The 26,959-nt window shown below is 64.3% G+C and carries 24 protein-coding genes and 1 tRNA gene; 18 read left to right on the forward strand and 7 right to left on the reverse strand.

All coding sequences use genetic code 11. The annotated features are described in order from the left end of the window. Positions 1 to 8: 8 nt before the first annotated feature. The 17 genes from mraY to obgE all read left to right on the forward strand — a co-directional run bounded on the left by mraY (position 9) and on the right by obgE (position 19,266). Positions 9 to 1,082: a phospho-N-acetylmuramoyl-pentapeptide-transferase gene (mraY, locus tag FHW96_RS02975; RefSeq protein WP_172339076.1), complete on the forward strand. Its 1,074-nt coding sequence runs from the start codon at positions 9 to 11 to the stop codon at positions 1,080 to 1,082. After that, a complete protein-coding gene (gene murD / locus FHW96_RS02980; RefSeq protein ID WP_172339077.1) occupies positions 1,079 to 2,443 on the forward strand; it encodes a UDP-N-acetylmuramoyl-L-alanine--D-glutamate ligase in 1,365 nt (454 codons plus the stop codon). Before mraY ends, murD begins: the two co-directional genes overlap by 4 nt. Beyond that, positions 2,443 to 3,672 (forward strand): FtsW/RodA/SpoVE family cell cycle protein, encoded by a 1,230-nt coding sequence (locus FHW96_RS02985; protein ID WP_172339078.1) that lies wholly within the window; start codon positions 2,443 to 2,445, stop codon positions 3,670 to 3,672. The genes murD and FHW96_RS02985 overlap by 1 nt, the downstream gene beginning before the upstream one ends. Next, positions 3,669 to 4,850, forward strand: a complete 1,182-nt coding sequence (gene murG, locus FHW96_RS02990; protein ID WP_172339079.1) for an undecaprenyldiphospho-muramoylpentapeptide beta-N-acetylglucosaminyltransferase — start codon at positions 3,669 to 3,671, stop codon at positions 4,848 to 4,850. The genes FHW96_RS02985 and murG overlap by 4 nt, the downstream gene beginning before the upstream one ends. Then, positions 4,847 to 6,262, forward strand: coding sequence for a UDP-N-acetylmuramate--L-alanine ligase (gene murC / locus FHW96_RS02995; protein ID WP_172339080.1), 1,416 nt, complete (start codon positions 4,847 to 4,849; stop codon positions 6,260 to 6,262). Before murG ends, murC begins: the two co-directional genes overlap by 4 nt. After that, entirely contained in the window at positions 6,262 to 7,161 is a 900-nt protein-coding gene (murB, locus tag FHW96_RS03000; protein WP_172339081.1) for a UDP-N-acetylmuramate dehydrogenase, read from the forward strand. The genes murC and murB overlap by 1 nt, the downstream gene beginning before the upstream one ends. Then, complete coding sequence (locus FHW96_RS03005; protein WP_172339082.1) at positions 7,158 to 8,099, forward strand: D-alanine--D-alanine ligase; 942 nt, start codon at positions 7,158 to 7,160, stop codon at positions 8,097 to 8,099. The genes murB and FHW96_RS03005 overlap by 4 nt, the downstream gene beginning before the upstream one ends. Before the next feature lie 3 nt (positions 8,100 to 8,102). Continuing rightward, complete coding sequence (locus FHW96_RS26580) at positions 8,103 to 9,467, forward strand: cell division protein FtsQ/DivIB (RefSeq protein ID WP_216650750.1); 1,365 nt, start codon at positions 8,103 to 8,105, stop codon at positions 9,465 to 9,467. Further along, positions 9,467 to 10,753 (forward strand): cell division protein FtsA, encoded by a 1,287-nt coding sequence (gene ftsA, locus FHW96_RS03020; RefSeq protein WP_172339083.1) that lies wholly within the window; start codon positions 9,467 to 9,469, stop codon positions 10,751 to 10,753. Before FHW96_RS26580 ends, ftsA begins: the two co-directional genes overlap by 1 nt. A gap of 137 nt (positions 10,754 to 10,890) precedes the next feature. Further along, the gene (gene ftsZ / locus FHW96_RS03025) at positions 10,891 to 12,423 is read left to right on the forward strand and encodes a cell division protein FtsZ (protein ID WP_172339084.1); all 1,533 of its coding nucleotides are present in this window, start codon (positions 10,891 to 10,893) and stop codon (positions 12,421 to 12,423) included. 50 nt (positions 12,424 to 12,473) lie between these two features. Further along, complete coding sequence (locus FHW96_RS03030; protein WP_172339085.1) at positions 12,474 to 14,375, forward strand: SPOR domain-containing protein; 1,902 nt, start codon at positions 12,474 to 12,476, stop codon at positions 14,373 to 14,375. Positions 14,376 to 14,596: 221 nt separating this feature from the next. After that, positions 14,597 to 15,103: a YbjN domain-containing protein gene (locus FHW96_RS03035; RefSeq protein ID WP_371815625.1), complete on the forward strand. Its 507-nt coding sequence runs from the start codon at positions 14,597 to 14,599 to the stop codon at positions 15,101 to 15,103. Between the two features lie 2 nt (positions 15,104 to 15,105). Further along, on the forward strand, positions 15,106 to 15,918 hold the full coding sequence (locus FHW96_RS03040; protein ID WP_172339087.1) for a pyrroline-5-carboxylate reductase: 813 nt from the start codon (positions 15,106 to 15,108) through the stop codon (positions 15,916 to 15,918). 368 nt (positions 15,919 to 16,286) lie between these two features. Continuing rightward, complete coding sequence (locus FHW96_RS03045) at positions 16,287 to 17,030, forward strand: Bax inhibitor-1/YccA family protein (protein ID WP_172339088.1); 744 nt, start codon at positions 16,287 to 16,289, stop codon at positions 17,028 to 17,030. A 152-nt stretch (positions 17,031 to 17,182) separates the two neighbouring features. Further along, the gene (locus FHW96_RS03050) at positions 17,183 to 17,869 is read left to right on the forward strand and encodes a hypothetical protein (RefSeq protein ID WP_172339089.1); all 687 of its coding nucleotides are present in this window, start codon (positions 17,183 to 17,185) and stop codon (positions 17,867 to 17,869) included. Positions 17,870 to 18,017: 148 nt separating this feature from the next. After that, positions 18,018 to 18,093 (forward strand) — tRNA-Ala (locus FHW96_RS03055). Between the two features lie 96 nt (positions 18,094 to 18,189). Next, positions 18,190 to 19,266 (forward strand): GTPase ObgE, encoded by a 1,077-nt coding sequence (gene obgE / locus FHW96_RS03060; RefSeq protein WP_172339090.1) that lies wholly within the window; start codon positions 18,190 to 18,192, stop codon positions 19,264 to 19,266. 40 nt (positions 19,267 to 19,306) lie between these two features. On the opposite strand, the gene FHW96_RS03065 is transcribed toward obgE, so the two are convergent. The 7 genes from FHW96_RS03065 to cobA all read right to left on the reverse strand — a co-directional run bounded on the left by FHW96_RS03065 (position 19,307) and on the right by cobA (position 25,386). Beyond that, on the reverse strand, positions 19,307 to 20,233 hold the full coding sequence (locus FHW96_RS03065) for an NAD(P)-dependent oxidoreductase (protein WP_172339091.1): 927 nt from the start codon (positions 20,231 to 20,233) through the stop codon (positions 19,307 to 19,309). After that, positions 20,233 to 21,366, reverse strand: a complete 1,134-nt coding sequence (proB, locus tag FHW96_RS03070) for a glutamate 5-kinase (RefSeq protein WP_172339092.1) — start codon at positions 21,364 to 21,366, stop codon at positions 20,233 to 20,235. Before proB ends, FHW96_RS03065 begins: the two co-directional genes overlap by 1 nt. A gap of 63 nt (positions 21,367 to 21,429) precedes the next feature. Beyond that, complete coding sequence (locus FHW96_RS03075; protein ID WP_172339093.1) at positions 21,430 to 22,218, reverse strand: phosphoadenylyl-sulfate reductase; 789 nt, start codon at positions 22,216 to 22,218, stop codon at positions 21,430 to 21,432. Position 22,219: 1 nt separating this feature from the next. After that, positions 22,220 to 22,657 carry a DUF934 domain-containing protein gene (locus tag FHW96_RS03080; protein ID WP_172339094.1) on the reverse strand — a complete coding sequence of 146 codons (438 nt, stop codon included), beginning with the start codon at positions 22,655 to 22,657 and terminating at the stop codon, positions 22,220 to 22,222. After that, positions 22,650 to 24,305: a nitrite/sulfite reductase gene (locus FHW96_RS03085; RefSeq protein WP_172339095.1), complete on the reverse strand. Its 1,656-nt coding sequence runs from the start codon at positions 24,303 to 24,305 to the stop codon at positions 22,650 to 22,652. The genes FHW96_RS03080 and FHW96_RS03085 overlap by 8 nt, the downstream gene beginning before the upstream one ends. Next, the gene (locus FHW96_RS03090; protein WP_172339096.1) at positions 24,305 to 24,595 is read right to left on the reverse strand and encodes a DUF2849 domain-containing protein; all 291 of its coding nucleotides are present in this window, start codon (positions 24,593 to 24,595) and stop codon (positions 24,305 to 24,307) included. Before FHW96_RS03090 ends, FHW96_RS03085 begins: the two co-directional genes overlap by 1 nt. Beyond that, complete coding sequence (gene cobA, locus FHW96_RS03095) at positions 24,592 to 25,386, reverse strand: uroporphyrinogen-III C-methyltransferase (protein WP_172339097.1); 795 nt, start codon at positions 25,384 to 25,386, stop codon at positions 24,592 to 24,594. Before cobA ends, FHW96_RS03090 begins: the two co-directional genes overlap by 4 nt. A gap of 204 nt (positions 25,387 to 25,590) precedes the next feature. Here cobA and FHW96_RS03100 point away from each other — a divergent pair, with 204 nt between their 5' ends. Beyond that, positions 25,591 to 26,679, forward strand: a complete 1,089-nt coding sequence (locus FHW96_RS03100) for a hybrid sensor histidine kinase/response regulator (protein ID WP_172339098.1) — start codon at positions 25,591 to 25,593, stop codon at positions 26,677 to 26,679. Positions 26,680 to 26,959 lie beyond the last annotated feature (280 nt).

Below are 26,959 nucleotides of genomic sequence, written 5' to 3' on the forward strand. Positions count from 1 at the left end.
GGGTCGCCATGCTCTATCTGCTTGCCCAATGGTTTCATTTTCCCGGTCTGGCGAACCTTATCCGCTATCAGACCTTTCGCGCGGGCGCGGCTCTGGCCACGGCGCTGCTGATCGGTCTGGTGATCGGCCCGCGTTTCATCGACATGCTGCGCATGAAGCAGGGCAAGGGGCAACCGATCCGCGAGGACGGGCCCAAGACCCATCTGGCCAAGCGCGGCACGCCCACGATGGGCGGCCTGATGATCCTGATCGCGCTGATGGGCTCGGTCTTTTTGTGGATGGATCTGTCCAACCCGCTGGTCTGGGCCTGCATCGCGGTGACGGCGGGCTTTGGCCTGATCGGTTTCCTTGACGATTATGACAAGGTGACGAAGCGTTCGACGGCGGGCGTTTCGAGCAAGGCGCGGCTGATCGGCGAATTTCTGGTGGCGGGCGTGGCCAGCTGGATCATGGTTGCCCATATCGGCAAGACCGACCTCTATCTGCCCTTCTTCAGCAAGGTCTATGTGCCGCTGGGGCCGATCTATTTCCTGTTTTCCGCCTTTGTCATCGTGGGCGCGGGCAATGCGGTGAACCTGACCGACGGGCTGGACGGGCTGGCCACGATGCCGGTCATCATCGCGGCGGGCACCTTTGCGATCATCGCCTATCTGGTTGGCCGCGTGGACTATGCCGGATATCTGGGCATTCCCCATGTGCCGCGCGCGGGCGATCTGGCCATTTTCTGTGCCGCGATCATGGGGGGCGGGCTGGCTTTCCTGTGGTTTAACGCGCCGCCGGCCGCCGTGTTCATGGGTGATACCGGATCGCTGGCTCTGGGCGGGGCGCTGGGTGCGATTGCCGTGGCCAGCCATCACGAGATCGTGCTGGGCATTGTGGGTGGCCTTTTCGTGCTGGAGGCTGTCTCGGTGATCGTGCAGGTGTTCTGGTACAAGCGCACCGGCAAGAGGGTTTTCCGCATGGCGCCCATCCACCATCACTTTGAACAAAAAGGCTGGGCCGAACCCACCGTGGTGATCCGCTTCTGGATCGTGTCGATCATTCTGGCGCTGATCGGCCTTTCGACGCTGAAGGTGCGATGATTACCGCGCCCGCCTCGACCGGCGCCTTTGCGGGCAGACGCTATGCCTTGCTGGGGCTGGCGCGCAGCGGGCAGGCGGCTTTGGCCTCGCTGCTGGCGGGCGGGGCCGCCGTGACGGCGTGGGACGCCAAGGAGGAGCCGCGCGCCGCCGCCGCCGCCGCCCATCCCGATGCCGTGGAGCAGGGGCGGCTGAGTTTTGCCGATCCGGTTGCGGCGGATCTGAAGGGCTATGACGGCGTGGTCGTATCGCCCGGCGTGCCGATCAACCGCCATCCGATTGCCGATGCGGCGCGCGCGGGCGGGGCGCCGCTGGTCTGCGACATCGAATTGTTTGCGCAATGCCGCGCATGGCTGCCCGCGCATAAGGTGGTGGGCATCACCGGCACCAACGGCAAATCGACCACCACGGCCCTGACGCGCCATCTGATCGAGGCGGCGGGCATTCCCGTATTGATGGGGGGCAATATCGGCCTGCCGATTCTGGGGCAGGACCCGTTGGCATCCGGGGGCGTCTATGTGCTGGAACTGTCCTCCTATCAGATCGACCTGACGCAGAGCCTCGATTGCGAGGTGGCCATGTGCCTCAATCTCTCGCCCGATCATCTTGATCGCTATGAAGGCTATGCCGGCTATGTCGCCTCCAAGGCGCGGCTGTTCGGGATGCAGGCGATGGGCCATCTGGCGATCATCGATTATGCCGCCGAGATGGAGGATGACATCCTGCGTTTCGCGCCCGAGAGTCAGCCTTTCCAGTTTATCGACGGGGTGGATCTGCCGGGCCAGCAGGCCGACTGGCCAAGCCTGCAGGGCCCGCATAACCGCGCCAATGCGCAGGCCGCCGTGGCCGCCGTGCGCGCGCTGGGCGTGGATGACGCCACCATCGAGGCGGGGCTGAAGAGCTTTGTCGGCCTGCCGCATCGCATGGAGCGGGTGGGGCAGGCGGGCGGTGTGCTGTTCATCAACGATTCCAAGGCCACCAACCCGGCCTCGACCGCGCCCGCGCTGGCCGCTTTCCCGCCTGCCGATGGGCATAAGCGCATCCACTGGATCTGCGGCGGATTGCCCAAGGGCGACGATCTGGACGAATGCGCGCCGTGGTTCGGCAATATTGCCGCGGCCTATACGATTGGCGATGCGGGCGCGCGCTTTGCCGAGATCCTCGATCCCTATATGCCGGTGGCCCGCGCAGAAATGATGTGCGAGGCGATTCGTCTGGCGCGCGAGGCCGCGCAGCCGGGCGACGTTGTGCTGCTCTCGCCTGCCTGCGCCAGTTTCGATCAGTTCCGCGATTACGAGGCGCGCGGCGAGGCCTTCCGCCAGATTGTCGAGGTGTTGACGGCCCCTGAAAATGGAGACGGTTGATGGCCAGCCTGCCCCATGAAGATCCGGCCCGCTATGTCCCCGGTTCGCGGGGCGGGGCCAAACAGCGCAAGACACGGCGCACCGACTGGATCGTATGGTGGCGCGAGATCGACCGGGTGCTGCTGGTTCTGGTGCTGGCGCTGATGGCGCTGGGCACGCTGGCGGTGGCGGCGGCCAGCCCGGCCAGCGCGCGGCGCCTGTCGACGGCCAAGGTCAAGCTGGATGATCTCCACTTCTTTGTTCAGCATATCCGCTGGCAGATGCTGGGGCTGGTGGCGATGCTGGGCGCATCGCGGTTGAACCGCGAGATGGCGCGGCGCTGCGGCATCGTGCTGGGCGTGGCGATGATGGTGGGGCTGATGCTGGTGCCGATTGTGGGCACGAGCGTGAACGGCGCGAAGCGCTGGCTCAATCTGGGCATTTCCTTGCAGCCTTCCGAATTTCTCAAGCCCGCCTTTGCCATCACGCTGGCCTGGGTGATCTCGTGGAAGCTGCGCGATCCGCGTATGCCGGTGATGCTGATCTGTACCGGGATCATGGGGCTGGTGGGCGCGCTGCTGATGCTTCAGCCCGATTTCGGTTCGGCGGTGCTGTTTGGCGCGGTGTGGTTTGTGATGATGCTGATTGCTGGCCTGCCGGTGCGCTGGGTGCTGGGGGTGATCGGCGGCGGCGTGGCCTTGCTGGGCGCGGCCTATGCGTTTTACGAGAACGGACGCCATCGCATCGACGCCTTCCTTGGCGGCGGCACGGCCTTTGACCAGGTGGACCTTGCGCGCCACACGCTGGTGGCGGGCGGATGGACGGGCAGCGGATTGTGGCTGGGCACCAAGAAACTGGGCCTGCCCGAAGCGCATACCGATTATATATTTTCGGTGATCGGCGAGGAATTCGGTCTGCTGATGTGCGCGCTGGTGGTGGTGCTGTATTTTGCGGTGGTGGCGCGAGTGCTGCTGCGGCTGTGGGATGAAGAGGATCTGTTCACCGTGCTGGCGGCCAGCGGCCTTGTCGCGCAGCTGGGCGGGCAGGCCTTCATCAATATCCTCGTCAATCTCCAGCTTTTCCCGTCCAAGGGCATGACCCTGCCGTTGATCTCCTATGGCGGGTCGTCCACCTTGGCGCTGTGTCTTAATGTCGGCTTCCTGCTGGCCATTACAAGGCGCAACCCCTATCTGAAACGCGATCCCTTTGCTCCTAAAGGGCATCCTGCGATCCTGAGCCTGTTTAAATGACCCATCAGAACGAACCGAGAGTTTCGCGTCACTATGTGCTGGCCGCCGGGGGAACCGGGGGGCATCTGATCCCGGCCTTTGCGCTGGCGGCCGAACTGCACGCGCGCGGCCATCATGTGGCGCTGATTACGGATGAGCGCGGGGCCGCGATTCCGGGCAAGCCCGATTACCTGACCGCGCATGTGCTGCCCGCCGGGCGGTTGCAGGGCAAGAATCCGATCGGCTGGATCAAGGGCCTGCGCGCGATCTGGGCCGGGCGGGCAATGGCTTTGCGCTTGTTCGACAGCTTTGCGCCGGCCTGCGTGATTGGCTTTGGCGGCTATCCGGCGCTGCCCGCGCTGATGGCCGCCACATCGGCGGGCATTCCGGCGGTGATCCATGAACAGAATGCGGTGCTGGGCCGGGTCAACCGGTTCCTTGCGGGCCGGGTTCAGGCGATTGCCACGGCCTGTCCCGAGGTGGACCGGCTGGACCCCAAATATGCCGACAAGGTGGCGCTGGTGGGCAATCCGGTGCGCGAGGAGGTGCTGACCCTGCGCGATCAGCCTTTCCCGGCCTTTGGCGAGGACGGCTTGCTGCGCGTGCTGGTGACCGGCGGGTCGCAGGGCGCGCGGGTGCTCTCCGAGGTGGTGCCCGATGGTCTGGCGATGCTGCCCACGGCGCTGCGCACGCGGCTTCAGGTGATCCAGCAATGTCGGCCTGAGGATATTGACGCGGTGCGCGAGCGCTATCGCGGCCATGACATTCCCGCCGATCTTGCCACCTATTTCGAGAATATGGCCGAGCGTCTGGCCGATGCGCATCTGTTCATCGGGCGCGCCGGGGCCAGCACGATTGCCGAACTGACGGCGGTGGGACGCCCCGCGATCCTCATTCCGCTGCCCATCGCCACCGACGATCATCAGGCCGCCAACACGCGCGAGATGGTGGCCGCGGGCGGCGCCCGCTCGATCCGGCAGGACAAATTCACCGCCGTCGAATTGGCCAAGCAAATTCAGGCGATTGCCAAGAGCCCCGAGGCGTTGGCCAATGCCGCCCATGCGGCGTGGAATTGCGGACGGCCGCATGCCGCGACCGATCTGGCCGATCTGGTCGAAGGATTCGGGCAGGCCCCCTTGATGGATGTGATCCGCGTAGGACACGGTGCCGAAGTGAGTTTTAAGGAGCAGACTGCGTGAAGGGTGTAGCCACCGATATTGGTACGATTCACTTTGTCGGCATTGGCGGCATCGGCATGTCGGGCATTGCCGAGGTGATGGCCAATCTGGGCTATAGCGTCCAAGGTTCGGACATTGCCGAAAGCTATGTCGTCGAAGGTTTGCGCAAGCGCGGCATCAAGGTGATGATCGGCCACGCGGCGCAAAACGTCGGCGATGCGGCGGTGGTGGTGACATCCACGGCGGTGAAGCGTGAGAACCCGGAAGTGGTGGCCGCCCTTGAGGCGCGCATTCCGGTGGTCCGGCGCGCCGAAATGCTGGCCGAACTGATGCGTTTGAAAAGCACGGTGGCGATTGCCGGCACGCATGGCAAGACGACGACGACCTCGATGGTGGCGGCCTTGCTCGATGCGGGCGGGGTGGACCCCACGGTCATCAACGGCGGGATCATCAACAGCTACGGTTCGAATGCGCGTCTGGGGGCATCCGACTGGATGGTGGTCGAGGCGGACGAGAGCGACGGTTCGTTCCTGCGTCTGGACGGCACGATTGCGGTGGTCACCAACATCGATCCCGAGCATCTCGACCATTACGGCTCGTTCGACCGGGTGAAGAGCAGCTTTGTCGAATTTATTGAAAACGTGCCATTTTATGGTGCGGCTGTGCTGTGCATCGACCATCCGGTGGTGCAGGCGATCATCCCCAAGGTGCGCGACCGCCGGGTGATCACCTATGGTTTTAGCGCTCAGGCCGATGTGCGCGGCGAAGCCGTCACACCCTATCCTGGCGGCAACCGCTTTACCGCCGTGCTGCGCCAGCGCGATGGTTCGTTCCGCCGGATCGAGGGCATCGAATTGCCGATGCCGGGGCGCCACAATGTCCAGAACGCGCTGGCGGCGGTGGCCGTGGCGGTGGAAATGGGCGTGTCGGAAGAGATCATCCGCACCGGTTTCGCCAAGTTTGGCGGGGTCAAGCGGCGCTTCACCAAGGTGGGCGAGGTGGCCCTTGATGGCGGGAGCGTGACCATCATCGACGATTACGGCCATCATCCGGTCGAAATCCGCGCCGTTCTGGCCGCCGCGCGCGAAGGCGTGCAGAACCGCGTGATTGCCGTGGTTCAGCCGCATCGCTTTACGCGCCTGCGCGACCATATGGATGATTTTGCGGCCGCTTTTAACGATGCCGATATTGTCTATGCCGCCCCGGTCTATCCGGCGGGCGAGGCGCCGATTGAGGGCGTCGATTCGGGCGCGCTGGTGGCGGGGATCAAGGATCGCGGGCATCGCAGCGCCCATCTGATCGGCGGGGCCGACGCGCTGGCGCAGGCTCTGGCCGCGCAGGTGCAGCCGGGCGATATGGTCGTGTGCCTTGGCGCGGGCGATATCACCAAATGGGCGGCGGGCCTTGCCGATGCGATTGCAAAGGCGCGCTGATGTTTCCACAGGTCGGCCAGATCAAGGTTTCCGGCAAGCTGACGGCCAATGCGCCGTTGGCCCCTTTGGTGTGGTTCAAGAGCGGCGGGCGGGCTGAATGGCTGTTTGAGCCGAAAGATACCGCCGATCTCTGCGCTTTTCTGGAGCAATTGCCGCCGCCGGTGCCGGTCATGGCGCTGGGGCTGGGGTCGAACCTGATCGTGCGCGATGGCGGGGTGCCGGGCGTGGTGATCCGGCTGGGCAAGGCCTTTGCGCAGGTGCGCGAAGTTGAACCCTTGACGCTGGAATGCGGCGGCGGGGCCAGCGGAATCCTCGTGTCCTCCACCGCGCGCGATTGCGGCATCGCAGGGATGGAGTTCCTGCGCAGCATCCCCGGCACGGTGGGCGGTTTCGTGCGGATGAACGGCGGGGCCTATGGGCGCGAGGTCAAGGATATTTTGATCGATTGCGACGTGGTGATCCGCAGCGGCGAGATTGCCACGCTGCCGTTGAGCGAGCTGGGCTATACCTATCGCCATTCCGATCTGGTCGATGGCTGCATCGTGGTGGCGGCGCGGTTTCGCGGGGTTGCGGGCGATCCGCAGGCCATTCAGGCCGAGATGGACCGCATCAGCGCCTCGCGCGAGGCCAGCCAACCCCTGCGCAGCAAGACCGGGGGCAGCACGTTCAAGAACCCCGATGGCGGAAAAGCGTGGGAACTGGTCGATAGGGCCGGTTGCCGGGGGCTGACCCTTGGCGGGGCGCAGGTGTCGGAAAAGCACACCAATTTCCTGATCAACACCGGCGAGGCTACCAGCGCGGAGATTGAAGCGCTTGGCGAGGAAGTGCGCCGCCGGGTCAAGGAACAGTCGGGCGTGAGCCTTGAATGGGAAATCAAGCGAGTGGGTAACGAAAAGTGAGCATCCCCAAACTTCATGTCGCGGTCCTGATGGGCGGCTGGTCGTCGGAACGCCCCGTCTCGCTGATGAGCGGCGAGGGTGTGGCCAAGGCGCTGGAGGCGCGCGGGCACAAGGTGACGCGCGTGGATATGGGCCGCGATGTGGCGCAGGTTCTGACCGCCGCGGCGCCCGATGTGGTGTTCAACGCTCTCCACGGCACGCCGGGCGAGGATGGCACGGTGCAGGGGATGATGGACCTGCTGGGTCTGACCTATACGCATTCGGGGCTGACCACTTCGGCGATTGCGATCGACAAGGAGCTGACCAAGCAGTTCCTCGTGCCGCATGGCATTCCGATGCCGGGCGGGCGGATTGTGAAGTCGGAGGAACTGCACGAGGCCGACCCTCTGCCGCGCCCCTATGTGCTCAAACCTGCCGCCGAGGGGTCGAGCGTGGGCGTGGCGATCGTCACCGACACCGGCAATTACGGCAACCCGATTGCGCGCGATGTTGAAGGCCCGTGGCAGCATTTCGACGAATTGATGGCCGAGCCATTCATTCGCGGGCTGGAATTGACGACCGCCGTGATGGGCAATCAGGCGCTGTGCGTGACCGAATTGAAGCCCAAGACCGGCTTCTATGATTTCGACGCCAAATATACCGATGGCCTGACCGAGCATGTCTGCCCCGCGCAGATCCCGGACGAAATCGCGGCAAAGTGCAAGGAACTGGCGCTGCGCGCGCATCAGATCCTTGGCTGCAAGGGCACCAGCCGGTCCGATTTCCGCTGGGACGATGAGAAGGGGCTGGACGGCCTCTATCTGCTCGAAATCAACACCCAGCCGGGGATGACGCCGCTCTCCCTCGTGCCCGAACAGGCGCGCTACCTGGGCATGAATTATGAAACCTTGGTCGAGGCGATTATTGAGGAAGCCTTGAAGGACGCCGGGAAGCTTTAAGTCATGAGCCAGACCATCCGCCGGGGCGGCGCCAGCGCCCGCAAGGTGGCCGCCAAGGCCCAATCCGCCCGCAAGGTGGAGGCTGCCCGTGCGCGCACCGGATCGCTGATGGATCAGGTGATGGCGATGCTGCCCATTTCCGAGGCGCAGCTGCACAAGATCTTTCTCGTGCTGATTCTGGCGGCAGCGGGGGTGTTGCTCTGGGTGGTGGCGGGGTTGGCGGGCGTGCCCTCGCTGGCCGAACAGCGCGCGGCCAGTCTGGCCACGCAGGCCGGGTTTGCGGTGCGCCGGGTGGAAATCCACGGCGTCAAGAAGCTGAACGAGCAGAAGGTTTACGAGCGCGTGCTGGGCTCACAGGGGCGTCAGTCGATGACGCGGATCGACCTTGAGGGCATCCGCCAGGATCTGATGACGCTCAGCTGGGTGGAAGATGCGCGGATCTCGCGGCAATTGCCCGATACGCTGATCGTGGACATCACCGAGCGCAAGGCGCAGGCGGTGTTGAAGCAGCATAATGAGGATGGCAGCGACAGTTTCGTGCTGATCGATGCCACCGGCCATGAATTGCAGGGTATCAGTCCGGGGCGCATCGGCGGCCTGCTGGTGCTGGCGGGCGCGGGGGCCGAGGGGCAGATGGCGGCGCTCGAAAGCCTTTTGGAGGCAGCGCCCGCGCTGCGCGGACAGGTGGCCGAGGCCGAATGGGTCGGTCATCGCCGCTGGAACCTGACCTTCAAGAGCGGCCAGACGTTGGCTCTGCCCGAGGGCGTGGAGGCGGGGGCCAAGGCGCTTCAGGCCTTTGCCCGGATGGACGGCACGAATCAGCTGATCGGGGGCCGCGTGCTGGCTTTTGACATGCGCACGGGCGACCGGATGTATATGCGGATGCGCGGCGATGTGGACCCGGCCAATCCGGGCGCCTCCCTGGCCACGGGTGGCGCGCCGGTGGCGGGCGTTGTTGCCGCAGGCGTTGCAGGCGCGGTGGCGGCCAAGGCGGTGGCGGTGAAGAGCGAGACGCCCAAGGTGGAGGCCGCCAAAGAGCCTGTGAAAGAGCCTGTCAAACCGGTGGCTAAACCGACCTCGAAGCCTGCGGCCAAAGCCGAGCCCAAGGCTTTGCTGCACAAGGAGGCGGCCAAGCCTGCGGCGGTGCATAAGGAAGCGGCAAAGCCTGCCGCCAAACCCGCCGCCAAGCCTGCGGCCAGGGAAGCGCATAAGGATCCGGTGAAAGCGATCATCAAGGGGGCGGCCCATAAGGAAGTGGCCCATAAGGAAACCGCTAAGCCCGTGCATAAAGAGCCGACGAAAGCGGTTCACAAGGAAACGGCCAAAACTGCCGCCAAACCACACGCCAAGACCGGGGAGAAGCACTGATGCCCGGTCCGCGCATCGCCCGCGTGTTTGGCGCGGTCAATATCGGTTCTTTCCGCATTTCGGCGCTGATCGCGGGCCGCGCGGAAAATGGCGACCTGATGGTGCTGGGCAGCGCGCATCGCGCGGCGCAGGGGGTGAAGCGCGGCTATGTCGTCGATATGCCTGCGGCCACCTATGCCGTGCGCGACGCCATCGAGCGGGCTGAGAAAATGGCCAATACCAGCGTTTCGGGCGTGTGGGTCGGCTGTTCGGGCGCCGGGCTGGCCAGCAGGATCGCCCATGTCGAAAACGAGATCGGCGGGCGGCGGATCGAGGCGGATGATATTCAGTCGCTGTTGATCGGCGCGCGCGAGGTGATCCAGCCCGAGGGGCGGATGGTGCTGCATGCCAGCCCGGCGCATTACACGCTGGACGGGGCGCATGGCGTGACCAACCCCAAGGGCCTGCATGCCGAGCGGCTGGGCGTGGATATTCATGTGATGCTGGCCGATGGCGCGCCGGTGCGCAATTTGACCGAGTCGGTGCAGAACGCGCATCTGGACGTGGAGGCGGTGGTGGCCAGCCCGATGGCGACCGCGCTGGCCTGTCTGTCGCCCGAAGAGCGCGAGTTGGGGGTGGCCTTGGTCGAATTCGGCGGGGAAGTTACCACCGTTTCGGTCCATATCGCCGGAATGCTGCTCGAACTGCGCACGATTCCCATGGGTTCGGGCGATATTACCGATGCCATCGCCGGGGCTTTGGGCATTCGCCGGTTCCAGGCCGAGCGCCTCAAATGCGTCAACGGTTCGGCCATCGCCAGCCCGGCCGACCACCGCGAGATGATTCCCGTTCACGGTCCGGGCGAGGAATTCACCGGCCAACTGGCGCGCCACGCCGATGAGAAAAACCGCATCCCGCGCGCCGAACTCATCAGCATCATCACCGCCCAGCTTTCGACATTGATGGACGAGATTTCCAAAGTCCTCAAACAAATGGGATTTTCCGGAGTAAAGGGCGCGCAGGTGGTCTTTACCGGCGGGGGTGCCGAACTGGCGGGGCTGGCTGACTTTGCCCAAGGGGCGCTGGGGCGGCCGGTGCGCATCGGGCGGCCCGCCAACGGCCTGCTCAAGGGCCTGCCCGAGGCCCATGCCACGCCCGGTTTTTCGACGCTGGCGGGCCTTGCGCTCTACGCCGCGTCCGACCCGCAGGACATCCGCACCATCGGCCCCGCGCGCGGGGGACGGGGCGGGGGCGCGGGTCTGGGCGTGCTGACCCGGTTTTTCCACGCGATGCGGGATTATTTCTGATAGAAGGGCGCCGCAAAACGTCGCAGTTCTGTGGACAAATGGCGCAAACGCTTTGCTTCGCGGCTTGGATATGTGCAATTTCGCTCGATACGGTGCCGATCCTTTAAATCGGATTACGCACCCGGCAGGAGAAGGCAATGAGCATCAATATTGGCCCCGCCACCGTTGAGGAACTGCGTCCCCGGATCACTGTGATCGGGGTGGGCGGCGCCGGTGGCAACGCCATCGCCAACATGATCCGCGCCGAAATCGAAGGCGTGGACTTTGTGGTGGCCAACACGGACGCGCAGGCGTTGAACAATTCCATCGCCGAGCATCGCATCCAGCTTGGCCCGGAAATCACGCAGGGGCTTGGCGCGGGCTCGCGCCCCGAAGTGGGCCGCGCGGCGGCTGAGGAAACGCTGGCGGAAATCGACCGCCTGCTCGACGGCGTGCATATGGTCTTTATCGCGGCGGGCATGGGCGGCGGCACCGGCACCGGGGCGGCCCCCGTCATTGCCGAGGCGGCGCGCAAGAAGGGCGTGCTGACCGTGGGCGTGGTGACCAAGCCGTTCCTGTTTGAAGGCACGCGCCGCATGCGCAGCGCCGACAGCGGCATCGAAGAGCTGCAAAAGCATGTCGATACGCTGATCGTCATTCCCAACCAGAACCTGTTCCTGGTTGCCAAGGCCGAGACGACCTTCAAGGAAGCGTTCCAGCTGGCCGACGAAGTGCTGCAGCAGGGCGTGCGCTCGATCACCGACCTGATGGTGATGCCGGGCCTGATCAACCTCGACTTTGCCGACGTGCGTTCGGTGATGGCCGAAATGGGCAAGGCGATGATGGGCACGGGCGAGGGCGAAGGCCCGAACCGCGCTCTGGAAGCAGCCGAAAAGGCGATTGCCAACCCGCTGCTCGACGGCGTGTCGATGCAGGGTGCCAAGGGCGTCATCATCTCGATCATCGGCGGCGACGATATGAAGCTGCTCGAAGTGGACGAGGCGGCCAACCACATCCGCGAGCTGGTCGATCCCAATGCCAACATTATCTGGGGCAGCGCGTTCAACCCCGATCTTCAGGGCAAGATCCGCGTCTCGGTGGTGGCCACCGGCATCGAACAGACTGCGACTCAGGCCGAGGAAGCCTCGCGCCCGTTCAGCCTTCAGGCCGCACGCGGCCCGGCGCGGCCCGGCTTTGCCCCGACGCAGGCCGTTCCGGTTCAGGCCCAGCCGGTGCATCAGGCGCAGCCCGCAACTTATGCCGCACCGGCGCAGCCCGCCGTGTTCACCCCGATTGCGCCCGCCCCGGTGGCCGCGCCCGCCGATTCGGTGAACTTTGCCCCGCTGGTTCAGGATCCGGTTCCCTTCGCGTCTGCCCCGTCGCAGGAGCCGCTTGATCTGGGCGCGCTGGGCAATGCGGAGGTTCCGGGTCAGGCTCCGGCTGCGCCCAAGCGCGACGAACTGTTGCTGGACGCGAGCCGTCTGGTCGATGAGGACGAAGCACCGGTGGCCCGCCGCCGTCAGATCGTGCCCGAAGCGCCCGAACCAACCCCTGCGCCGCGTTCGGCCGGGACCTTGTTCGAGCGTATGGCCAATCTGTCGGCCCGCCGCCGCGATGACAATGAAGATGGCGGCGACGAAGGCGGTTCGATCAACATTCCGCGCTTCCTTGGGCGTCAGAACAACCAGTGATGAAAGGCACCGGGCAGGCTTTGTCTGTCCGGTGGATAGGGCGCGGCGAGATGAGCGCAGTTTGGCCTGAGCCGCGAAAGTTGCGGGCGGGATTGGCCTGTGTGTTGCTGGCCGGAGCCTCGGGGCTGGCCGCGCCGGGCGCATGGGCGCAGAGCCCATCAACAAGCACCCCCGTGGTTCAGGGCGAGGGCATGGACGCCAATCGCGCCATGTCGGCGGCGCTGGCCCGGCTGGGGCGTAATCCGCGCGATATCGAGGCTTTGCTGCAGGCGGGCGAATCGGCGCTGGCGCTGGGTGATACGCAGGCGGCCATTGGTTTCCTCAGCCGCGCAGACCGTTTGCAGCCCTATCAGCCGCGTGTGATGGCCAGTCTGGCCTCGGCGCGCATGCGGATGCAGGACCCGGTGACTGCGCTTGGTCTGTTCGAGGATGCGGCCAAGGCGGGGCAGCTGACCGGCGAGCAGATCGCCGATCGCGGGCTGGCCTATGATCTGGTGTCCGACAATGTGACGGCGCAGCGCTATTACCGCGAGGCTCTGGCCGCAGGCGCGGGGGATGAAGCAGCGCGGCGTCTGGCGCTGAGTCTGGCGATCATGGGCGACCGGCGCGCGGTGGAAACCGTGCTGGCGCCCTTGCTGCAAAAGCAGGATCGCGGGGCGTGGCGCATCCGGGCCTTTGCCTTTGCGATCATGGGCCGCGAGGAAGAAGCGGTGGCGATCACCAATTCGACCATGCCACCCGAAATGGCCAGCGCGATGGCGCCCTATCTGCGCTATATGCGTAAGCTGACCCCGGCACAGCAGGCGGCGGCGGCCAATCTGGGCTTTTTCCCGCAGCCTTCGCAGATCGGGCAGGAAAACGCCCGCATCGCCGATTATATCGCCGGACAGCATTTGAAGCGCCCCAGCTTTGCCGGACAGGGCGCGGTGGATCAGGGGCTGGTTCCGGCAGGCGCGCCTTTGGGGACGCGACTGGCGCAGGCGGAAGCCGCGCCCAAGGCCGCCCGGCGCGGGGCGAGCGAGGAATTGCCGCCGCGCGGCGAGCCGGCGCCGCCCGAACCGATGCCTTCGCGGGTCGATGCGCCCGCCGTGCCGGTTGAACTGGCGGCGGCCACGTCTGTGCCGCGCCCGGCGCCGCGTGTGGTTGAAGCCCGGCCTGCGGCGACTTTGGCCAGCACGCCTGCGGCCGTGTCGAGCTTTGACCTGTCGCGCAGCGCCGCCCGCGCGCCGCAGGTGGCAACGGTCGATGGCGATCTTGATCCCGCGCCAAGGCCGGCGGTGGTTGTCGCAGAAACCAGACCTCAGCCGGTCAAAACCCAACCCGTTGCGCCCGCGCCGGTCAAGGCGCAGCCTGTTGCCCCCGCACCCGTCAAGCTGGCCGTGGCTAAGGTGGCGGCTAAGTCTGCGCCGGGCAAAAAGCCCAGCTTTGCCGAATTGTTTGAGGATTTCGGCAAGGTTTCGACCGCGACAACCCCGGCCAGCGGCGCAGTGGACATTCGCAAGATCCAGCCTGCGCATAGTGCGCCTGCCCCTGCGCCGACCCCTACGGCGACGCCGACGCCCGCCCCGGTGGTGTTGAGCGCCAAGGAAAAGGCCGCAGAGAAGACCAGGGAAAAGAAGCTGGCCGACAAGGCGGAGAAGGTCGAAAAGGCCGAAAAGGTCAAGGAGGTGGCGCCGCCACAGCACCCCAGCCGCATCTGGGTGCAGATCGCCGCCGGGCGCGACAATGAGCGCATTCTTTACGACTGGCGCAAATTGCAGCGCGCCGAGGCTGAGTTGTTCAAGGGGCAGAAGCCCTCGATTTCGGACTGGGGGCGCACCGGCCGCGTATTGGTAGGCCCGTTTGAAACCGAAGCGGCGGCCAAAGCGTTTAATGAAAAGGCACATAAGGCTGGCCATGACGGCAGTTTCGTCTGGATCAGTCCTGCGGGCCAAGTTGTTGATTCTCTGTAAAGCGGAACTGTACTGTTTCAAAATGAGCCGAAGAAAGCGTCTTTTCCACAAGCTGTGAACAGGCTTATGGAGTTATGCGCAGGGCTTGATCGAATGGCGGCTTGTGCTTGGGGTGAAGAGTGCCCCATGCAAGCTGCGTATCACTAGGCCTCCCGCGCTCCTTGTCTGATGCTTGGGTCTGGGGCGCGCCGCATCGGGTTCTTGAGACTGGAATGAGCATGATGAGGACTGGCGAGGGCGATTTGGGGCGGCACGACGATTGCGCGCCGGTCGAGATGCTCGGACAATTGTTCGAAGCGCGCGGGTGGCATTACGAATTCGTCAGCGATGACGAAATCACCGGCGAGGTACAGGGCAGTTGGGCGACCTACCAGTTGCGCGCGGTCTGGCGGGCGGAGGACAATGTCCTGCAGTTGCTGTGCCTGCCCGACATTCGCGTGCCCGATGACAAGCGCCCCGCGATGTTCGAGGTGCTGGGTCTGATCAACGAACAGCTCTGGCTGGGCCATTTCGACATCTGGTCGAACAATACGATGCTGCTCTATCGCCATGGCCTGCTGCTTAGCGACGATGGGCTGCTCAGCCTGTCTCAGGCGCAGATGCTGGTCGAGGTGGCGGTCGAGGAATGCGATCGGTTCTATCCGGCGTTCCAGTTCATCCTGTGGGGCGACAAGAGCCCGGCGGATGCTCTGGCCAGCGCGCTGGTCGATGCGGCGGGGGAGGCGTGATCATGTGGCCTGCCAATGTGCTGTTCATCGGCTGCGGCAATATGGGCGGGGCGATGCTGGCCGGATGGCTGCGCGGCGGCGTGGCGGCCGAGCGTTTCACCGTTTACGATCCTTTTCTTGAGGCTGCGCCAGAGGGCGTTGAACTGCTGCGTGAATTGCCGGGAGGGCGGGTGTTCGACCTGCTGATTCTGGGTGTTAAGCCGCAGATGCTTGATGGTGTGGCGGGCGCGCTGACGGCGCTGGCCGGGCGCGATACCGTGGTGCTGTCCATGCTGGCGGGCGTGGAAATGGCCAGCCTGTCGCTGCGCTTTCCCGATGCGCGTGGGCTGGTGCGGGTGATGCCCAACCTTTCGGCGGCGCTGGGCAAATCGCCGATGGGCGTGGCGGCGATGGGGCTGGATCATGAGGCGCGCGAATGCGTGATGGCATGGCTGGCCCCGCTGGGCACGCCCGAATGGGTGGATGAGAGCCTGTTTGATGCGGTGACGGCGCTGGCGGGTTCGGGTCCGGCCTATGTCTATCGCTTTATCGACGCGCTGGCGCAGGGCGGCGCGGCGCTGGGGCTTGATCCGGAACAGTCGCTGCGTCTGGCGTTGGCCACGGTGGATGGGGCGGCGGCTTTGGCCTCGGCATCCGATGTGGGGCCGGGCGAATTGGCGCGGCGTGTGTCTTCGCCGGGCGGATCGACGCTGGCGGGTCTGTCGGTGCTGGATGCGGGCGATGCGCTTGGCGCGCTGGTGCTGGGCACGCTGAGCGCGGCGCGGGACCGGAACGTGGAGCTGGGCGCGATGGCGCGGGCGGCGGAGAAGAAGTGAGGGACTCGTCCCTCACGCTCTCGTTACTGCCTGCGTAGCGTCTCTGATTCGGCGTCAGGTGTCGGGCGCGATGTCTGAAATGGCGGTTTTTGCCTGACATTGCCGCGCCGCAGGCATTTCAATTCTTCAGGCGTACCCTTGCAAACCACCCGCCACCCCAAAATTGGGATTGCAAAGGGACGAGCCCCTTTGCCCGCCGGAGGCATTTCCAAGGCGCCCACCGATGGCAAATTTTACACTTTTTGCCCCAGAGCAACACTTTGATACCAAATTTAGCCCATACCCCGCTTGAAAGCCGGGGGCATAGGGGCGATATTCCCTTTATGCGCCGCAGGTTTTGCTGATTGGCGCTTTATGGAGTGAATGACATGGCCATCTGGAATGACCCCCAGCCCACGCAGACGGGCTTCGGCGCGTCTTCGAGGATGAATGCTGGGTATGTTGACGCAGCCGCCCTCGATACGGGCCTGCGCAAATATATGCTGTCGATTTACAATTACATGACTTCGGCCGTGCTGCTTTCGGGCATTGTCGCGCTGTTGTTCGTGCAGAGCGGGCTGGCCGCGCAGGTGTTTGTGACACCGCTGCGCTGGCTGGTGGTGCTGGCGCCTCTGGGTTTTGTTTTCGCGATGAGCGCGGGCATGAGCCGGATGCAGAGCAGCACGCTCAAGGCCTGTTTCTGGGGCTTTGCGGTGGCGATGGGTCTGTCGATCTCGTCGATCTTTCTGGTTTACACCGGGGCGTCTATCGCGCTGACCTTCTTTGCCACGGCCGGTTCCTTCGCGGGCCTGAGCCTTGTGGGCTACACCACCAAGAAGAACCTGTCGGGCATGGGCAGCTTTCTGATCATGGGCCTGTTCGGCCTGATCATCGCCTCGCTGATCTCGATGTTCTTCCACGTGCCGGGCATGGCTTTTGCGATCTCGGTGCTGGGCGTGCTGATCTTTGCGGGTCTGACCGCCTATGACACCCAGCAGCTCAAGATGAGCTATGTGCAGGTTGCGGGTACGCCCTATGCCGAGCGCGTGGCGATCATGGGCGCGCTGACGCTGTATCTCGACTTTATCAACATGTTCCAGTTCCTGCTCAGCTTTCTGGGTGACCGCCGCTAAACGGCAGGCTCCGAAAGGCTCGAAAGACGGGCGGACTATCGTGTCCGGGGTGCCATTTGGCGCCTCGGGCATTTTCTTTGCATCCCGTATCGGTTAAACAGGCGCGACAGGGCGCCGCGCTATGGGACGCGGTGTGTAGAATGAGGTGGCAGGTGAATCGTATCCGGTTGGCATTGATGGGTCTGGGTCTGGCCGTTCTGGGGGCCTGCGCTGCGCCTCCCCCGCCGCCTCCGCCGCCGCCTCCGCCCCCGCCGCCGCCCAAGGTGGTGGTGATTCCGCCCCGGCCGCGCGCGCCTTTGGGGGCCGCGGGCAATGTGGCGATTCCGGCAATCGGGGCCGATGGCGTGCGCCACACGATCCTGGTCGATTCGGTCGATGCGCAGCTGGTGTGGAATTTGCGCGCGGCCTATAATGTTGCCGCGCTCAACTGCAACGGTCCGGCCTATGTCGAGATTGCCGACAATTACCGCGCCTTCCTGAAAAGCCATGCCAAGCCGCTGGCCCGCGCCAATGCGGGCGTGGATGCCACGTTCAAGGCCAAGTATGGCGCCAAGGATTTCATCCGCACCCGCGAAACCTATATGACGCAGGTCTATAATTACTTCGCCTATCCGCCCACGTTGACCCATTTCTGCGATGCCGCTCTGGTCATGAGCCGCGAGAGCGCGGGCGTGAAAGCGGCCGATCTGCCCGATTTTTCCAAGCGCAGCTTTGCCAACTTTGCGCGGGTCTATGAGGATTTCTATCGCGCCTATGAGACCTACCGGGTCGAACTGGCCGAATGGGAAGCCAAGTATGGCACGCCGGGCGCGCCCCAGCAGCCCGCCGGCACCCAGTAAACCGGGCAAGGGAAGGGGAAGCGCGGCGCGGAGAAATCCATGGCCGGAAAATTTCATCGGATATGAAATTTCCGCTTCCCACCCCGAAAAGCATTCGCTAAGGGGACGCCTCCCAAGGGGAATTTCTCCTAAGGATTTGCACTGGAACGGGGCCGTAGCTCAGATGGGAGAGCGCGTCGTTCGCAATGACGAGGTCAGGGGTTCGATCCCCCTCGGCTCCACCAGATGCAGGGTTTAAGCGAAATGGGCCGTCGGCTTTGGTGCCAGACGGCCCTTTTCGCATTGAAATTTCACATGTTGTTTACGCCGGAAACCGTCTCATGCATTTTCTCGACCAGGCCAAGATCTTCGTCCGTTCAGGCAGCGGTGGCGGCGGTGCGGTCAGCTTTCGCCGCGAAAAGTATGAGGAATATGGCGGCCCCAACGGCGGCAATGGCGGCAAGGGCGGCGACATCATTTTCGAAGCGGTGCCGGGCCTCAACACGCTGATCGATTTCCGCTATACTCAGCATTTCAAGGCCCAGCGCGGCGGCGGCGGCGCGGGCAGCAACCGCACCGGCGCGGGCGGCGAGGATCTGGTCATCAAGGTGCCGGTGGGCACGCAGATCCTTGACGATACCCGCGAGACGGTGCTGCTGGATATGACGTATGCCGGCCAGCGCGAGGTGTTCCTGCGCGGCGGCGATGGGGGGCGGGGCAATGCCTCGTACAAGTCCTCGACCAACCGCGCCCCGCGCCAGCATGGTCCGGGCTGGCCGGGCGAGGAAATGTATGTCTGGCTGCGGCTCAAGCTGCTGGCGGATGTGGGGCTGCTGGGCCTGCCCAATGCGGGCAAATCGACCTTCATCAACGCCGTGTCGAACACCAATGCCAAGGTCGGCGCTTATGCCTTCACCACCTTGCGCCCGCAATTGGGCGTGGTGCGGCACAAGAATCGCGAATTCGTGTTGGCCGATATTCCCGGTCTGATCGCGGGCGCGGCCGAGGGCGCGGGGATCGGCGATCGCTTTCTGGGCCATGTCGAGCGTTGCCGCGTACTGATCCATCTGATCGATATTGCCGGGGTTGATAAGGACGGCAAACCTGTCGAACCGGTAGAGGCGATGCATATCGTCGAGGACGAACTGGAAGCTTACGGCGCTGGTCTGGACGAGAAGGCGCGTCTGGTCGTGCTCAACAAGATCGATCAGGCCGATGACGAGCTGGTCGCGGCCTATCGCGAGGAATTGCTCGAAGCGGGTGCTGATGAAGTTTTCGCCATTTCGGGCGTCAGCGGTGCGGGCATCGACAAGCTGCTCGACGCGGTGATTTCCTATCTGCCCGCCGCAACCATCACCGAACGCCCAGTGGGCGAGCGCGAAGAGATCGACGACACGCCCTGGTCGCCTTTGGGGTAAGGTCACCTTTGAGGTAATTGAGGCCCGAAAGGGCTGGCCGTTAAAGCCAGCCCTCGCGCCGATACCATTCTGCCGTTCCCGTCAGTCCGCCGCGCGTTTCGATCAAGGCGCGCCACAATTCGGGCGGCGGCGCGGCCTCGGGGCTGACCACCCAGTCGGGATGAGTCATATAGCCCACACGGTCGGGCGTCAGCTTGGCTCGGCTCCCACGCAGCATTCCATCGATCCGCGCGCCCAGCCGCAAAAAGCCGGGCCTCAGCGAAATCACCCAAGGCCGCTTGCCCAGCGCCGCGCCGATCGCGCGGGCCATATCAACATGGCTCCATCCCCCGGGTACGCCATCGTCCGGCTCGAACGTATGGCCATTGACCGCCATACTGCGCGGAATCAGCGCAAGCAGCAGCCGGGCCAGATCCTCGACATGGATCATGCTGGCGCGGCCCCCGGCGGGCACGGGCACCACGCCCCATTTGGCCGCGCGGAACAGCTCGAACATTTCGGCGTCGCGCGGGCCATAGACGGCGGGCGGGCGGACGATCGTCCAGTCCAGCCCGCTGGCCTTGACCAGCATTTCGGCCCGCGCCTTGCTGGCGCCATAGGCCGACAGGTCGGGCTCGCGCGCCGAAAGCGACGAGACGAAGATGAAGCGCGGCACGCCTGCGGCGCGCGCGGCCTCGATCATGTTCATCGTCCCAAGGACATTCGCGCGCTCGAATTCCTGCGGATCGGCGGCGTTGACGAGGCCCGCGACATGGATCACCGCTTCGGTCCCGCGCACCAGAGCGTCCAGAGCGCCACGGGTGGACAGGTCGCCCGCCACCCATGCCACATGGTCCTGCGGCGCCTGCGCACGGCGGGCCAGCGCCTGAACCGCAATCCCGCGCGAACGGGCCAGTTCCAGCACCATCTGTCCCACAAAACCCGTGCCGCCGGTCAGCGCGATCAGCGCTCGATCCTTGCGCACCATCAGACCATCACCAGCTGATCGCGGTGGACCACGGCGGGGCGGGGGGCATAGCCTAGGATTTCGGCATGATCGGCCGACTGACGCCCCATCAGCGAGGCGCATTCGCCCGCGTCATATTCGACCAGCCCATGCGCCAGCACTGCGCCCGCATCATCGCGGATGGTCACCGCATCGCCGCGCGTGAAATGGCCATCGACCGCCGTGATCCCGGCGGCCAGCAGGCTGGCCCCTCCGCGCAGGGCCTTGACCGCGCCCGCATCCACGGTCAGCGAGCCTTTGAGCCGCAGCCGTCCGCCCAGCCATGCCTTGCGCGCAGGCTTGCGCGAGCGGGGGAGGAACAGCGTGCCCACGCCCTGTTCCATGATCCGGCGCAGCGGGCTTTCCACCGTGCCGTTGCCGATGACCAGCGCGATGCCCGCCATTTCGGCGATTTCCACCGCCTGCAATTTCGAGATCATGCCGCCCGAACCCATGCCGCTGCCCGAAAGGGGGCTGGCCATGGCTCGGATCTCCGGCGTGATGCCCTTGACGAGAGGGAGCAATTGCGCGCCCGGCTCGCGCGGGTGGCGATCATAAAGTCCGTCGATATCGGAGAGCAGCAGCACCGCATCGGCGCGCGCGGCCTGCGCCACACGGGCGGCAAGGCGGTCATTGTCGCCAAAGCGGATTTCCTGCGTGGCGACCGAATCGTTTTCATTGATGACCGGCACCGCGCCCGCGTCCAGCAGGCGCGTCAGCGTGGCCGTGGCGTTCAGATACCGGCGGCGATCCTCCAGATCCTCCAGCGTGAGCAGCAATTGCGCGGCCGTCAGACCATGCGCGCCCAACAGTTCGGCCCACAGGCCCGACAGCGCGATCTGGCCCACCGCAGCGGCGGCCTGGGCATCGGCCAGCGACCCGCGCCCGCCCTTTTCCAGCCCCAGCCGCCGCGCCCCCAGCGCAATCGCGCCCGAGGACACCACGATCACATCTTGACCGCGTGCCTTGGCCGCGGCGATTTCCGACACCAGCGCGGTCAGCCATTCGCGCCGCGCGCCTGCATCATCAACCAGCAGGGATGAGCCCACTTTGAGCACAAGGCGAGGGGTCAGCGCGGGATCGGCAAGGTCGGAGAGCTGGGCTATTAAAGACATGGCGCCAGCGGATAGGGCAAAGCGGGCGGGGGAACAAGGCCCCGCCGCCCGCTATTGGTCCGGTTAAAACGCCGGTTCATACCCCGGCGGCAGGTCGCTGATATTGCTGGCGGCGCCCTCGACATGGATGCCGCATTCGGTCTTGTCCCAACCGCGCCAGCGGCCCGAGCGCGGGTCTTCGCCCGGCGCGACCTTGCTGGTGCAGGGCATGCAGCCGATCGAGGGATAACCCTGCGCCACCAGCGGATGGCGGGGCAGGTCATGCTCGTCCATATAGGCCGACAGACGGCCTGCGTTCCAGTCGATCAGCGGGTTGATCTTGAGCCGCCCGGCCGCATCGGTGGTGTCCAGTTCAAAGATCGGCAGGCCCGCGCGGGTTTCGGCCTGAAACCCTTTGCGGCCTGTCACCGATGCGTCAAACCCGGCCAGAGCCTTGGCCAGCGGGATCACCTTGCGGATTTCGCAGCAGCCGTCCGGGTCATAGGACCAGCGCAGCCCGGCATCATCCTTCTTGGCCAGCACTTCGGCGTCCGGCGTCAGGTTGATGACGCCCGTCAGGCCCAGATGCGCGATCAGCGTGTCGCGATAGGCCAGCGTTTCGGGGAAATGCTTGCCGGTTTCGAGGAACAGCACCGGGGCGTCGGGCGCAATGCCCGACACCAGATGGAGCAGCACCGCGCTTTCCGCGCCAAAGCTGGAAACCAGCGCGGCGCGGCCCGCCACGCCCTCGACCAGCACCGCGCGCAGCACATCCGCCGTGCTGGCATCGGCATAGCGGGTGTTAAGCCCGGCAACGTCTTTAGCGGTGAAGGCAGCCGAAGTGTCGATGCGGTCGATGGGGCGTGCGGCCATGTTACAGACCGTGCCTTAAGGCCCAAATCGGCTTGCGACCATCGACCACAGTGGCCTGATAGACCTGCGGCCAGACCTTGAGCGCAGTTTCGGCCTGCGCCAGATCGAGCGGAGCGTTGGGCGCGATGGCGTCAAAGCCGCAGCGGTGCAGGTGGCTGAGCATATCGACGCCAATGTCGCCGCTGGCGCGCAGTTCGCCGGTATAGCCCGCCTCGCGCAGGATGCGGGCCGAGGAGAAGCCGCGCCCATCGGTGAAGGCGGGGAAGGTCACTTCAACCAGCGACAGGCGATCGAGATGGGGGATCAGCGCGCGCGCGTCCTCGCCCGGCTGGATCACCACGGCGGTGGCATTGGTGTCTTCGGCAAAGGCCGAGAGGGCGACGGTGGGGGCCGAAACGGCCTCTTCACCTTCGCGGAACAGGAACTGGACGTCAGCCATAGATCGCTTCCTTGAACGGGTTCATGCCGATGCGGCGATAGGTGTCGAGGAAGCGTTCCTCGCCTTCCTTGTTGGCCAGATAGACCTGCGTGGCCTTTTCGACCGCGCCCACGATGCCGTCTTCGTCAAAGCCGGGGCCGATGATCTTGCCAAGCGAGGTATCCGCGCCTTCGCAGCCGCCGAGCAGGAGCTGGTAGTTCTCCAGACCCTTGCGGTCGACGCCCAGAATGCCGATGTGGCCCGCGTGGTGATGGCCGCAGGCGTTGATGCAGCCGGAAATCTTGAGCTTGAGCTCACCGATTTCCTCGGCCTTGTCGGCCATGCGCTCGGCAATCTTTTGCGCGACGGGAATCGAGCGGGCATTGGCCAGCGTGCAGTAATCAAGGCCGGGGCAGGCGATGATATCGGTGATCTTGTCGAGATTGGCTTCGGCGAGATCAGCGGCGACCAGCTTTTCCCAAACCGTGAACAGGTCGGCCTTGCGCACATGGGGCAGGACGATGTTCTGGGTGTGGGTCACGCGCAGCTCGTCAAAGCTGTAGGTCTTGGCAAGGTCAGCCATCACGCGGATCTGCTCGCCCGTGGCGTCGCCCGGAATGCCCGCTTCCTTGGTCCCATCGGCCAGCACCTTGATGGGCTTGAGGCTGATGTTGACGATGGCGTAACCGGGGGTCTTGTGCGCGGCGGTGTTGTTCTTGACCCACGCGGCAAAAGCCGGATTCGACAGGTCCAGATCGTCCGACAGGTCCGCTTCATAGGCCGGATCGGCAAAGAAGGTCTTGATCCGCTCCAGCTCGGCCAGCGGCGGTTCGATGGCCAGAGTTTGCAGATGGGCAAACTCTTCCTCGACCTGGCGGCTGTATTCCTCGACGCCCAGTTCATGGACGAGGATCTTGATGCGCGCCTTGTACTTGTTGTCGCGGCGGCCATAGCGGTTGTAAACGCGAAGGCAGGCCTCGGAATAGGTGATCAGTTCGTCGAGCGGCACGAAAGCCTTGACCAGCGGCGCGATGAACGGGGTGCGGCCCATGCCGCCGCCCACGTAGAAGGCCGCGCCGATTTCGCCCGCTTCGTTCTTCACGATCTGGATGCCGATGTCGTGCAGGCGCATGGCCGCGCGGTCGGTGTCGCTGGCGATCACGCAGATCTTGAACTTGCGCGGCAGGGCCAGGAATTCGGGGTGGAAGCTCGACCACTGGCGCAGCAGTTCGGCATAGGGGCGCGGGTCGATCAGTTCGTCGGCGGTGGCGCCCGCATACTGGTCGGCCGAGATGTTGCGGATGCAATTGCCGCTCGTCTGGATCGCATGCATTTCCACGCTGGCCAGATCGGCCAGAATGTCGGGCGTGTCTTCCAGCTTGATCCAGTTGTACTGGATGTTCTGGCGCGTGGTGAAGTGGCCGTAACCGCGGTCATACTTGTCCGCGATATCGCCCAGCATCTTCATCTGTGCGCCCGAGAGCGTGCCATAGGGCACCGCCACGCGCAGCATATAGGCGTGAAGCTGGAGATAGAGGCCGTTCTGCAGGCGCAGCGGGCGGAACTTTTCCTCGCTCAGCGTGCCTTCGATGCGGCGGCGGGTCTGGTCGCGGAATTTGGCGACGCGGGCATCCACCATCGCCTGATCATAATGGTCGTACAGATACATCAGAGCACCTTGTCGGGGGTCGCGGTGGGATCGAGGCTGAGATCAAGGCGGACCGTGGGGCCCAGCGCGCGGATGCGCTCCTTGATGTGAGCAGGACGGATGCCATCGGCGGTCTGTTCCGCCTCGATGACATAGGCGCCATTGACGCGGCGGGCGGCTTCCTCGGCAGCGATCACGTCGGCGGCTTCATCGCCCATATCCGCCGCATCGTTGACATGAAGCGACCATGCCGCCCCATTCCACCAGGTCACCGCCCCGGATTTCAGGTCATTGCCCGTGATAATCTTCACTTTATTGCCTCCAGCGCCACTTGGCGTATTTCGGACGGGGCGCGCGCGGTCACGGCGCCGATGATGATAAGGGCAGGGCTTTGCACCCTCTCACGCTCCACCAGATCGGCCAGAGCCGCCAGCGGAGAGCGCAGCACGCGCATATCGGGCCGCGTGGCATTTTCAACCACCGCCAGCGGGGTTTCGGGGGAAAGCCCGTCCGCGATCAGCTTTTCGGCAATCTGCGCCGCCGTGGCCAGACCCATATAGATGACCAAAGTGCGGCCGACACCGGCCAGCCCGACCCAGTTCTGATCGGACAGGCCCTTGCACTGGCCCGAAACAAAGCTGACCACGCTGGCCGCGTCGCGGTGGGTCAGGGGGAGGAGGGCCGCAGCCCCCGCGCCCACGGCCGCCGAAATGCCAGGCACGACCTCGACCGTTACGCCCGCCGCGAGGCAGGCCTCGGCCTCTTCGCCGCCGCGCCCGAAAATGAACGGATCGCCGCCCTTCAGGCGCAGCACGTCGCCCCCGGCCAACGCTTCGCGCACCAGCAGGGCGTTGATTTCGTCCTGCGGCATCGAATGGCGGCTGCGGCGTTTGGCCACGCTGATCAGACGCGCACCCGCAGGCGCCATGGCCAGAATGCGCGGATCGACCAGCCCGTCATGCACGACCAGCCGCGCCGACATGATCAGCCGCGCCGCACGCAGCGTCAGCAGATCCGGATCGCCCGGCCCCGCGCCGACCAGCCAGACTTTGCCCGCAGGGGCATTCGGGCCGGATGCGCCAGAAGAGGTGGTTTGATTCATGGTCGCCCCCATGGGCCCATGGGCGCAAGGATGAAAGGCAGAATGGCTTTGGCTGGGGGAAGGGAAACTTTTGACCGCCGTCCTGGCCCGCTCAATCGGGGGTTTTCGCCGTTTAGCCAAGGACAAATCCGTAATTGCGGCGAGATGGGGAATTAACGACGATTGGCTAATTTTCGTACATAATTATCAGGGGCGGAGGCGGATTTGAAGCATCACCTTATTCTGGTCGTGGATGATGATGTTCTCTCGCAGGGGCTTGTTTGCGGGATCATCGCGGCGGCCAAGCCCAATTCGCGCAGCATCATCGCCGCCAATGGTCATCAGGCGCTGGAGATTTGCCGCGAACAGGAAATCGACTGTGTGCTGGTCGATTATGAAATGCCCGATATGGACGGACTGACGTTGGTGCGTCTGCTGCGTGAACAATATCCGTTTTTGCCGATTATTCTTTGCACCGGGGCGGGCGATGAATTGCTGGCCGCCGAAACGCTGAAAAGCGGGGCGACCGACTATTTCCCGAAAAACCGCATGTCGCCTGTGGCGCTGCGCCGCGCGGTCAATAATGCCATCGAGATTAACGAGCGGATGAAAACCATCCATGACCAGCAGCTCGACATCGAAGCCTTTGGCTTTGCGCTGGCCCATGATTTCAAACAGCCCGTGCGCCAGATCATCACCTTTTCCGACATGATCGCGCAGGAGACGAAAAGGCTGAAAGGCGACCGTCTGCCCCAGATGCTCAAATTCATGGGTGACGCCGCACGCAGGCTCGACTCGCTGGTCGATGTGATGGTGCAATATACTTTGCTGCAACAGACGCCTGAACTGAAGCTCTGTGTTTTTTCCGCCATCTTGAAGGAAACGATTGCATCTCTTCAGGACTACATCACCTCAAGAAACGCCACAGTGAATTTTACCGGCGATGCGCTGGTTCTGGTTAATGCCTCTTTTCTGTCACAAGTTCTGCAGAACCTGATCATCAACGGTATCAAGTATAACAAAAGCGAGCAGCCGGTGATTGATGTATCGGCGGTGCAGAATGGCGATATTGCGCTGATCAATGTTACCGACAATGGCATCGGCATCGAGAAACAATATCTCGAACATGTCTTTAAACCGCTGGCTCGTCTGCACAATCGCTCGGAATATGAAGGGTCGGGGTTGGGGCTGACGCTGGCGCGCAAGGCGATTTCGGCGATGCGCGGCGATATAAAGTGTGAATCCACCCCCGGCGTCGGCAGCACTTTCTCGCTGAAATTGAAAACCGCGTCGGCACAGGATGCAGCGGCCTGACAAGCGTCTAAAAGAACCATAGTGGATTATTGTTCGGGGACTTTGGGTTAATCGCCGGTTTGACGCGAATACTTATTGGCCTTTAAGATAAATTCCATGGCGACTGTTGAGAGTGAGGGCCGATGAGGAGGGTTCAACTGGGACGGAGGATGAAGAACGCGAATTGATCGAAGGAAGATTTCGACATGAATAACAAGAATTCTACATGGGGAGTGCGGCCCGCGCTTTGGGCCGTCTGCGCCTTGTGCAACATCGCGCGCAATACCGCGCAACCGGTGTC

It is taken from the genome of Novosphingobium sp. SG751A, from assembly GCF_013149295.1.
GTDB lineage: Bacteria > Pseudomonadota > Alphaproteobacteria > Sphingomonadales > Sphingomonadaceae > Novosphingobium.

Coding starts and splice junctions, on each gene's coding strand:
- FHW96_RS03080 (WP_172339094.1), bottom strand. CDS start 22,657: ATGGCTGACGTCCAGTTCCTGTTCCGCGAAGGTGAAGAGGCCGTTTCG.
- murB (WP_172339081.1), top strand. CDS start 6,262: ATGTTTCCACAGGTCGGCCAGATCAAGGTTTCCGGCAAGCTGACGGCC.
- FHW96_RS02985 (WP_172339078.1), top strand. CDS start 2,443: ATGGCCAGCCTGCCCCATGAAGATCCGGCCCGCTATGTCCCCGGTTCG.
- FHW96_RS03045 (WP_172339088.1), top strand. CDS start 16,287: ATGGCCATCTGGAATGACCCCCAGCCCACGCAGACGGGCTTCGGCGCG.
- FHW96_RS26580 (WP_216650750.1), top strand. CDS start 8,103: ATGAGCCAGACCATCCGCCGGGGCGGCGCCAGCGCCCGCAAGGTGGCC.
- ftsA (WP_172339083.1), top strand. CDS start 9,467: ATGCCCGGTCCGCGCATCGCCCGCGTGTTTGGCGCGGTCAATATCGGT.
- FHW96_RS03035 (WP_371815625.1), top strand. CDS start 14,597: ATGAGGACTGGCGAGGGCGATTTGGGGCGGCACGACGATTGCGCGCCG.
- FHW96_RS03030 (WP_172339085.1), top strand. CDS start 12,474: ATGAGCGCAGTTTGGCCTGAGCCGCGAAAGTTGCGGGCGGGATTGGCC.
- ftsZ (WP_172339084.1), top strand. CDS start 10,891: ATGAGCATCAATATTGGCCCCGCCACCGTTGAGGAACTGCGTCCCCGG.
- murD (WP_172339077.1), top strand. CDS start 1,079: ATGATTACCGCGCCCGCCTCGACCGGCGCCTTTGCGGGCAGACGCTAT.
- murG (WP_172339079.1), top strand. CDS start 3,669: ATGACCCATCAGAACGAACCGAGAGTTTCGCGTCACTATGTGCTGGCC.
- FHW96_RS03075 (WP_172339093.1), bottom strand. CDS start 22,218: ATGGCCGCACGCCCCATCGACCGCATCGACACTTCGGCTGCCTTCACC.
- FHW96_RS03085 (WP_172339095.1), bottom strand. CDS start 24,305: ATGTATCTGTACGACCATTATGATCAGGCGATGGTGGATGCCCGCGTC.
- obgE (WP_172339090.1), top strand. CDS start 18,190: ATGCATTTTCTCGACCAGGCCAAGATCTTCGTCCGTTCAGGCAGCGGT.
- proB (WP_172339092.1), bottom strand. CDS start 21,366: ATGTCTTTAATAGCCCAGCTCTCCGACCTTGCCGATCCCGCGCTGACC.
- FHW96_RS03065 (WP_172339091.1), bottom strand. CDS start 20,233: ATGGTGCGCAAGGATCGAGCGCTGATCGCGCTGACCGGCGGCACGGGT.
- mraY (WP_172339076.1), top strand. CDS start 9: ATGCTCTATCTGCTTGCCCAATGGTTTCATTTTCCCGGTCTGGCGAAC.
- FHW96_RS03040 (WP_172339087.1), top strand. CDS start 15,106: ATGTGGCCTGCCAATGTGCTGTTCATCGGCTGCGGCAATATGGGCGGG.
- cobA (WP_172339097.1), bottom strand. CDS start 25,386: ATGAATCAAACCACCTCTTCTGGCGCATCCGGCCCGAATGCCCCTGCG.